The sequence below is a fragment of the Paraburkholderia sp. genome (assembly GCF_035656215.1).
Classification (GTDB): domain Bacteria; phylum Pseudomonadota; class Gammaproteobacteria; order Burkholderiales; family Burkholderiaceae; genus Paraburkholderia.
Genome location: NZ_DASRSY010000034.1, coordinates 1 through 6437, shown reverse-complemented (window position 1 = coordinate 6437; position 6437 = coordinate 1). Strand labels below are relative to the sequence as shown.

Annotated in this window: 7 protein-coding genes; 3 read left to right on the top strand and 4 right to left on the bottom strand. The window is 64.2% G+C overall.

Going from position 1 to position 6437, the window contains the following annotated elements; genetic code table 11:
* A partial coding sequence (locus VFE81_RS01825) for an ABC transporter substrate-binding protein (protein WP_325042957.1) occupies nucleotides 1–740 on the bottom strand: 740 nt, incomplete at its 3' end.
* 601 nt (nucleotides 741–1341) lie between these two features.
* On the opposite strand from VFE81_RS01825, the gene VFE81_RS01820 reads away from it, so the two are divergent.
* Nucleotides 1342–2052, top strand: a complete 711-nt coding sequence (locus tag VFE81_RS01820) for a pirin family protein (protein ID WP_325042956.1) — start codon at nucleotides 1342–1344, stop codon at nucleotides 2050–2052.
* A 246-nt stretch (nucleotides 2053–2298) separates the two neighbouring features.
* Here VFE81_RS01820 and VFE81_RS01815 read toward each other — a convergent pair whose 3' ends face one another.
* A complete protein-coding gene (locus tag VFE81_RS01815; protein WP_325042955.1) occupies nucleotides 2299–2826 on the bottom strand; it encodes a periplasmic heavy metal sensor in 528 nt (175 codons plus the stop codon).
* Nucleotides 2827–3045: 219 nt separating this feature from the next.
* Here VFE81_RS01815 and VFE81_RS01810 point away from each other — a divergent pair, with 219 nt between their 5' ends.
* Nucleotides 3046–3771 carry a response regulator gene (locus VFE81_RS01810; RefSeq protein ID WP_054035058.1) on the top strand — a complete coding sequence of 242 codons (726 nt, stop codon included), beginning with the start codon at nucleotides 3046–3048 and terminating at the stop codon, nucleotides 3769–3771.
* A complete protein-coding gene (locus VFE81_RS01805) occupies nucleotides 3755–5077 on the top strand; it encodes an ATP-binding protein (protein ID WP_325042954.1) in 1323 nt (440 codons plus the stop codon). The genes VFE81_RS01810 and VFE81_RS01805 overlap by 17 nt, the downstream gene beginning before the upstream one ends.
* A 97-nt stretch (nucleotides 5078–5174) precedes the next feature.
* On the opposite strand, the gene VFE81_RS01800 is transcribed toward VFE81_RS01805, so the two are convergent.
* Both VFE81_RS01800 and VFE81_RS01795 read right to left on the bottom strand, forming a co-directional pair.
* Entirely contained in the window at nucleotides 5175–5441 is a 267-nt protein-coding gene (locus tag VFE81_RS01800) for a hypothetical protein (RefSeq protein WP_325042953.1), read from the bottom strand.
* 196 nt (nucleotides 5442–5637) lie between these two features.
* On the bottom strand, nucleotides 5638–6437 hold an 800-nt coding region (locus tag VFE81_RS01795; protein ID WP_325042952.1), incomplete at its 5' end, for a GGDEF domain-containing protein.

The window sequence follows — 6437 nt, the reverse complement described above, 5'->3', positions numbered from 1 at the left end:
TTTTCGAGTTTCCTGAACGTACCGTCCTGGTGCACCTGCGCCAACGCCTGGTTGAACATCGCTTTCAGCTCGACGTCATCCTTGCGCAGGCCGATAGCCGTGCCGTCACCGATTGTCTTTGGGTCTTTCACTTCCGGACCGGCCCAGGCGAAGCCTTTACCGCGCGGCGTCTTCAGGAACCCGGCGTCGGCTTGCAATTCGTCCTGCAATGCGGCGTCGAGACGCCCCGACGCGATGTCGGCGTACACCTGATCCTGATTCTGGTAGGACACCACGCTCACGCCTTTGGGCTGCCAATACGCCTTGGCGTAGGCCTCCTGAGTCGAGCCCTGCTCGACGCCGACATGCTTGCCCTTCAGCGATTCAGCCGTAGGCAGGAGCGGCGAGCCGGCCTTGGCGATCATGCGGGCCGGGGCGTCGAACAGCTTGTCGGAGAAATCGATCTGCTCGCGGCGCTTGTCCGTGACGGTCAGCGACGACACGATCGCGTCGAACTTCTTGCCCTTCAACGCGGGGATGATCCCGTCCAGATCCTGCTCGACCCACACACACTTGACGTTCATTTTCGCGCACAGCGCTTTCGTCAAATCGACGTCGAAGCCGACGACCTGGCCGCTGGCCGCCGTCGATTCGAACGGCGGGTAGCTGGCGTCCACCCCGATGCGCACGGTTTTCCATTCTTTCGCCATCGCGCCGGTGGCCATGAGGGCGAGCGCCACGCACAGTGCGGCCTTCTTCATGTTTCTCCTGGATCAAACTGATCGTCGTGGTGTGCCGATCTCGACGACCGCCCGTTTATGACCGGCCGTCGCTATTCTAGGCGGTCAAAATTGTCGCGCCGCGTATGGGTTTCGCTTCGGTCCGCTTCGGTCCGCTTCCGTCCCGCCGACGTCTTTTCGACGTTATGGAGGGAAATCGGCGAGGCGCTGAAACCTGTGACTGTCCCACTGCGACCTAGACCTGCCGGGGCCGTCGACGTGCCTTGAGCGTCCGCGCGTCTCGAAAAGGGCGGTATTTTACCCGAACAGGGGCGGGGCGCCAGTGCCGGACGCCGCTGCCTGCCGGTGGTCCGTGCATGCGTTGTGGATGCGCGACGTTACCGGGTCGCGGTCCGGATGCGCTCGGCGCGCGCCCATTCGCGCTCTTTCGGGTTAATGATCGACAAACAGATGGCCAGTGTTGCGCGAGCGGCCGTCAGCAGCCGGTCTGGCAGTGCTGCACGCTCTATCGGCGCACAATTGCACGGATTTATGAAACGATCCGGTGCGCCGTTGCCGATTGTTTAGCGTGCTTCGCGCCCATACATTCTGGGCATCGCTATTTACTCTCCGGGAGACCCCCATGTTCGAGATTCGCCGTTCCGACGAACGCGGCCACGCCAATCACGGCTGGCTCGACTCGTATCACAGCTTTTCGTTTGCTGACTACCGCGACCCGCAACATGTGCATTTCGGTCCGCTGCGGGTGATCAACGAAGACCGCATCGCCGGCGGCCAGGGTTTTGGCACGCACGGCCATCGCGACATGGAAATCGTCACGTACGTACTCGAAGGCGCGCTCGCGCACCGTGACAGCATGGGCAACGGCTCGACCATCCGCCCTGGCGACGTGCAGCGCATGAGCGCCGGCACGGGCGTGCAGCACAGCGAGTTCAATGCATCGCAGGACGAGACGGCGCACCTGCTGCAGATCTGGGTGATCCCGCAACGCGCGGGCGACCAGCCCGGCTATGAGGAAAAACGCTTCGACGATGCGGACAAGCGCGGGCGTTTGCGCGTGATCGCCTCGCCTGACGGCCGGGACGGTTCCGTCACGATTCACGCGGATACCTCGATCTACGCGGCGCTGATCGACGGCGCGGAACAGGCTACGTTCGCGTTGCCGAAAGGTCGGTTGGCGTATGTGCATGTGGCGCGCGGCGCGCTGACTGTGAATGGCGAAGCGCTCCAGGCCGGCGATGCCGCGAGACTCAGCGAGACAGATGTAGTGACGCTTGAAAAGGGCGAGAACGCCGAAGTGCTGCTGTTCGATCTCGGTCCGCTCAACGGATAAGCGCGGCAAAGTGCCAATCACCGGCCGTTCATTCATCGGCCGATGGTTGGTGGGTGCCAGGTGCTATTTGGGAGATGCCGGGTGCCGGAGGTGCTATTGGCTAGTGACTAGCGCAACGTATTAGCACAACGCCCCCTGCCCGCGGTGCAAGCCGCACGCAAACAAAAACGCCACGGAAGGCTTTCCGTAGCGTTTTTGCATTCGGAAGGCGGCCGCGCAAGCCGCCTTCCGCCTACCTCGTACCGCTTACTGGTTCGCAGCCGGCGCCGACGCCGCGCCCTTGCGATGTTCCCAGCGATCGCGCATCTTCTCGTGACGCGCCTCCATCTTCGCAAAACGCTGCTTCAGCGCGGTGCTGACGGTGGTCTTCTGCTGGTCGTTCAAGCCGTTATAGAACTTGAGCCACGCGTCCGAGGTTTGCTGACGCAGTTGCGCGTCTTTCTGTTCGACTTGCTGGTGCGCGGCAGCCATGGCATTCAGATCCAGAATCGGCTGCTGCTGTGCGGCCTTCATCTGGTTCTTGATCTGTTCATGGTTGGCACGCATGGCTTCGTGGTTCTGCTTCATCGTGTCGAGCGCGGCTTGCCATTGCTTTTCCTGATCCGCGTTCAGCTTCAACTGGTCATGCAGTTGGGTCAGTTCCTTCATGAAATGGCCATGCCAGCCGCCGGGGCCGCCGTGATCGGCGGGTTGTGCGGCATAGGCAGCGCCCGCGCCAATGGCGAGGGCAGTGGCGGCAACGGCGAGAACGCGCGACATTTTTTTGGTGGACATGTAAGACTCCCTGTAATGGAATAGCCGACGATGCAACCGGTAACGTGGACGGCCTGCATTCGGTAAGTCACAGCGTAGAGAACTGCGCCCGCCGCTGTGTTACGTGGGTTAATGCGGCTGTTACGGGTCATTACGTACGCCTTTCACCGTAACACCCGGTAACCCTTGCGGGCCGTCTGAAATCGAAAACCCTTCCTCCTGCGCGTTAAACTTCCTGCCATGGCTACTCAAATACTTGTTGTCGACGACGACGTCGAACTGCGTGATCTCCTGCGCGACTATCTGGCCCGCCAGGGCATCGAAGTCTCGGTGTTGCACGACGCGGGCACGCTCGAGCGCAGACTCGAACGCGAGCGCCCGGATCTGATCGTGCTCGACCTGATGATGCCGGGCGTAGACGGGTTGACCGCGCTGCGTAAGCTGCGCGCGTCGGGCGACGATATCCCTGTGATCATGCTTACCGCACGGGCTGACGACGTCGACCGGATCGTCGGGCTGGAGCTCGGCGCGGACGACTATCTCGGCAAGCCGTTCAACCCGCGCGAGCTGCTGGCGCGCGTGCAGGCGGTGCTGCGGCGGCGCCGCACGCTGCCGTCGGCGGCGGCGCCGGAGCAGCGCGAGCCGTTCAACTTCGGCCGCTTCACGCTGGATTTCCAGTCGCGCACGCTGCATCTCGAAGACAAGCCGCTCACGCTGTCGGGCAGCGAATTCGCGCTCCTGAAGATTTTCGTCAACCACCCCATGCGCACGCTCACCCGCGAGCGCCTGCTCGAACTGCTGCATGGCCCGGAATACGACGGCACCGACCGCGGCATCGACGTACAGGTGTGGCGTTTGCGTCGCATTCTCGAAACCGATCCGTCCACGCCGCGCTTCATTCAAACGGTGCGCGGACGTGGCTACGTGTTCGTGCCGGATGGCGAACAGCATGCGCCGGCCCATTGATTCGCTTTTCGGGCGCCTCGCACTGCTAGTCATCGCGGTGCTGCTGCTGTCGCATTTCGCGTGGTACGCGCTGATGCGGCTCGAGCGCAGCCAACTGCAAGCGCGCTACGCAGTCGAGGAAGCCACCTTCCTCGTCGACGCGGTGCGCCAGCACGTCGCCCGTACGCCGGATCAGCCCTTGCCGTCGCGCGTCAGGCTGGTCGATCCGGCGAGCGCCGACGTGCCGCCGGATGTCACGACGCTGCCGGCGCCGCTCGAACGGTTCATCGAGGACGTGCGCGATCGCATGCCTCCTGGCACCCTGGTGCGGGTCGGGCACCCTGGCCGTCCGCCCACGCTCTGGGTGCGCGCCACGACGGATCACAGTTGGATCGTGGTGCCGGTGCAGCCATTGCGCCCGCCGCGTTCGCTCGACCGCACGGTGCTGTGGCTCGCGATCATCTTTTCGTTCGCGGTGATGGCGGCGCTCTTTGCCGCGTGGGCGCTGCAGCAGCCGTTGCGCTCGCTTGCCCAGGCGGTGGCGCGCTTCGGCCGTGGCTTGCCGGTGCCCCCGGTGCCCGAGCGCGGTCCGCGTGAGTTGCGGCAGTTGACGCATGGCTTCAACCAGATGGTTCAGGAAGTGGCGCGTACTGAAAACGACCGGGCCGTGATGCTGGCCGGCGTCGCGCATGATCTGAAAACGCCGCTGGCGCGCTTGCGGTTGCGCGCCGAAATGATGGAAGAAGTGAAGATGCGCGACGGCGTCGTGCGCGACGTCGATTCGATGACGCATATCGTCGAACAGTTTCTGGTGTTCGCACACGACGGCGCCGATCGCAGCGAAGCGGTCGAAGTGGACGCGCAATGCGAGCGCGTGGTCCGCAGTTATCGTGCGGTCGCGGCCGGCGCGCCCACCGTGCGGACCGAGCTCAACGCGGGGGCGGCTTTCCTGCTGCCCGCGGCGACGCTCGACCGGATCCTGTCGAACCTGTTGGACAACGCCCATGCCTACGGCGCGCCGCCGATCGTCGTCGCCACGGCGCGCACGGCGCAGGGTTTCACGCTTTCGGTGAGCGACAACGGCAGCGGTATCGCCGCGCAGGACCTGATCAATGCCAGCCGGCCGTTCGTCCGGCTCGACCCGGCACGCGGCGGCAACGGTCATAGCGGGCTAGGGCTCGCGATCGTGGAGCGTCTGGTGCGGCGTGCGGGCGGGGAGTGGGAGATCGGCAACCACGGCGGCCGTGGCCTGCGGGTCTTGATGAGCTTTCCGTTCGAAGCCGTGCCGCGTGTTCAGGCGATCTCGGAAAGCGCCTGGTCAAGTTGAGCGGGCCAAGGGCGGCAGGCGCTCGCCCCGCTGTATCTATGCCGCAATGCGATGTCCGAGCGCAATGTTCGGAATGCGGCGTCCGGGAACCGTTGCGCTAGTCTGAAAACAGCGTGTTCAACGCATTCGCCGCATCACCATCCACCGTATTCCACGTCACCGTTTCGGCTTCGAAGATGTAGTGCGTGGTGTATTTGCCGAGACGCGCGAGTATCTCTTCCTGAATCAGTTCCGGCGCGACCTTCAGTTTCAGATACCACGCGGTCGACGACAAGCGCGTCTGGAACGCGCCGTATTCGGCCAGCAGATGGTCGAATGCGTCAGCATCGTGATCGCGACAGACGATGACCAAATTTCCCTTCATGCGAATCTCCCGTTAGAGCGGTAGCGGCAACCTCAATGTCAGGGTTGATGATACCTGCTTCGTTACAGGACGTCCGAGGCCTGGACTTGCTTTGCGTCAGTTGCCTGATTCACCGGGGCAGTGACGGCATTGAGGCGGGAATGGGTTGCCGGCGGTGACCGGCGCGCTGCCTGGTGGCACAACGTATCACCAGACGTCACCAGGCGGTGGCCACCGTCCGCGCGGGCGGCGCGGTGTCGTCGGGCGGAAGCGCTTCGGTGCGGTCGCGGCCGCCCGTCTTCGCCGCGTAAAGCGCCGTGTCGGCGCGGCTCATGATGCGTTCGGGAAGATCGTCGGACGAGAGTTCGGTGATGCCGATGCTCACGCTCAAGCCTACCGATGCTGGCAGTCTCGGCGAAGGAACCGCTTTCAGACGCAGACGCAAGCGTTCGACGACTTCGCGGCCGCCGGCCAGATCCGTGGCCGGCAGCAGCAGGCCGAACTCTTCGCCGCCGAGCCGGCCGACCGCATCGGAGCCCCGCAGTTCGGCGCGGCAGGTATCGACGAAATGTTCGAGCGCGCGATCGCCGGCGGCGTGGCCGAAGCGGTCGTTGATCTGCTTGAAGTGGTCGAGGTCGGCGATTGCCATGCACAGCGGCTCGTTGGCTGCATGCGCATGCTCGATCTCGTGGCGCAGCAGGTCGAGGAAGTAGCGTCGCGACAGCGCGCCGGTCAGTGCATCGTGGCGCGCCTCGGCCGAGAGCAGGGTGTTGGCCGATTGCAGTTGCTCGGCAAGATCGCGCGTGGCGCGATGGTGGCGCCGCTCGCGCACATACGACACGGTGATCACCCACGCGAGCGCGACGGTACCGGCCAGCGTCAGAAACACCAGCAGATGATCACGCTTGTGATTGCGCAGCAGTTCGGGCCAGGCCGCGAGCGGATCGACCAGATGCGCCGACAGCCCTGAGTTCAAGCCGCTGCGCGCCTGATATAACGCCGGCGCCGGCTGCTCGC

Coding starts and splice junctions, on each gene's coding strand:
- VFE81_RS01820 (WP_325042956.1), top strand. CDS start 1,342: ATGTTCGAGATTCGCCGTTCCGACGAACGCGGCCACGCCAATCACGGC.
- VFE81_RS01815 (WP_325042955.1), bottom strand. CDS start 2,826: ATGTCCACCAAAAAAATGTCGCGCGTTCTCGCCGTTGCCGCCACTGCC.
- VFE81_RS01810 (WP_054035058.1), top strand. CDS start 3,046: ATGGCTACTCAAATACTTGTTGTCGACGACGACGTCGAACTGCGTGAT.
- VFE81_RS01805 (WP_325042954.1), top strand. CDS start 3,755: ATGCGCCGGCCCATTGATTCGCTTTTCGGGCGCCTCGCACTGCTAGTC.
- VFE81_RS01800 (WP_325042953.1), bottom strand. CDS start 5,441: ATGAAGGGAAATTTGGTCATCGTCTGTCGCGATCACGATGCTGACGCA.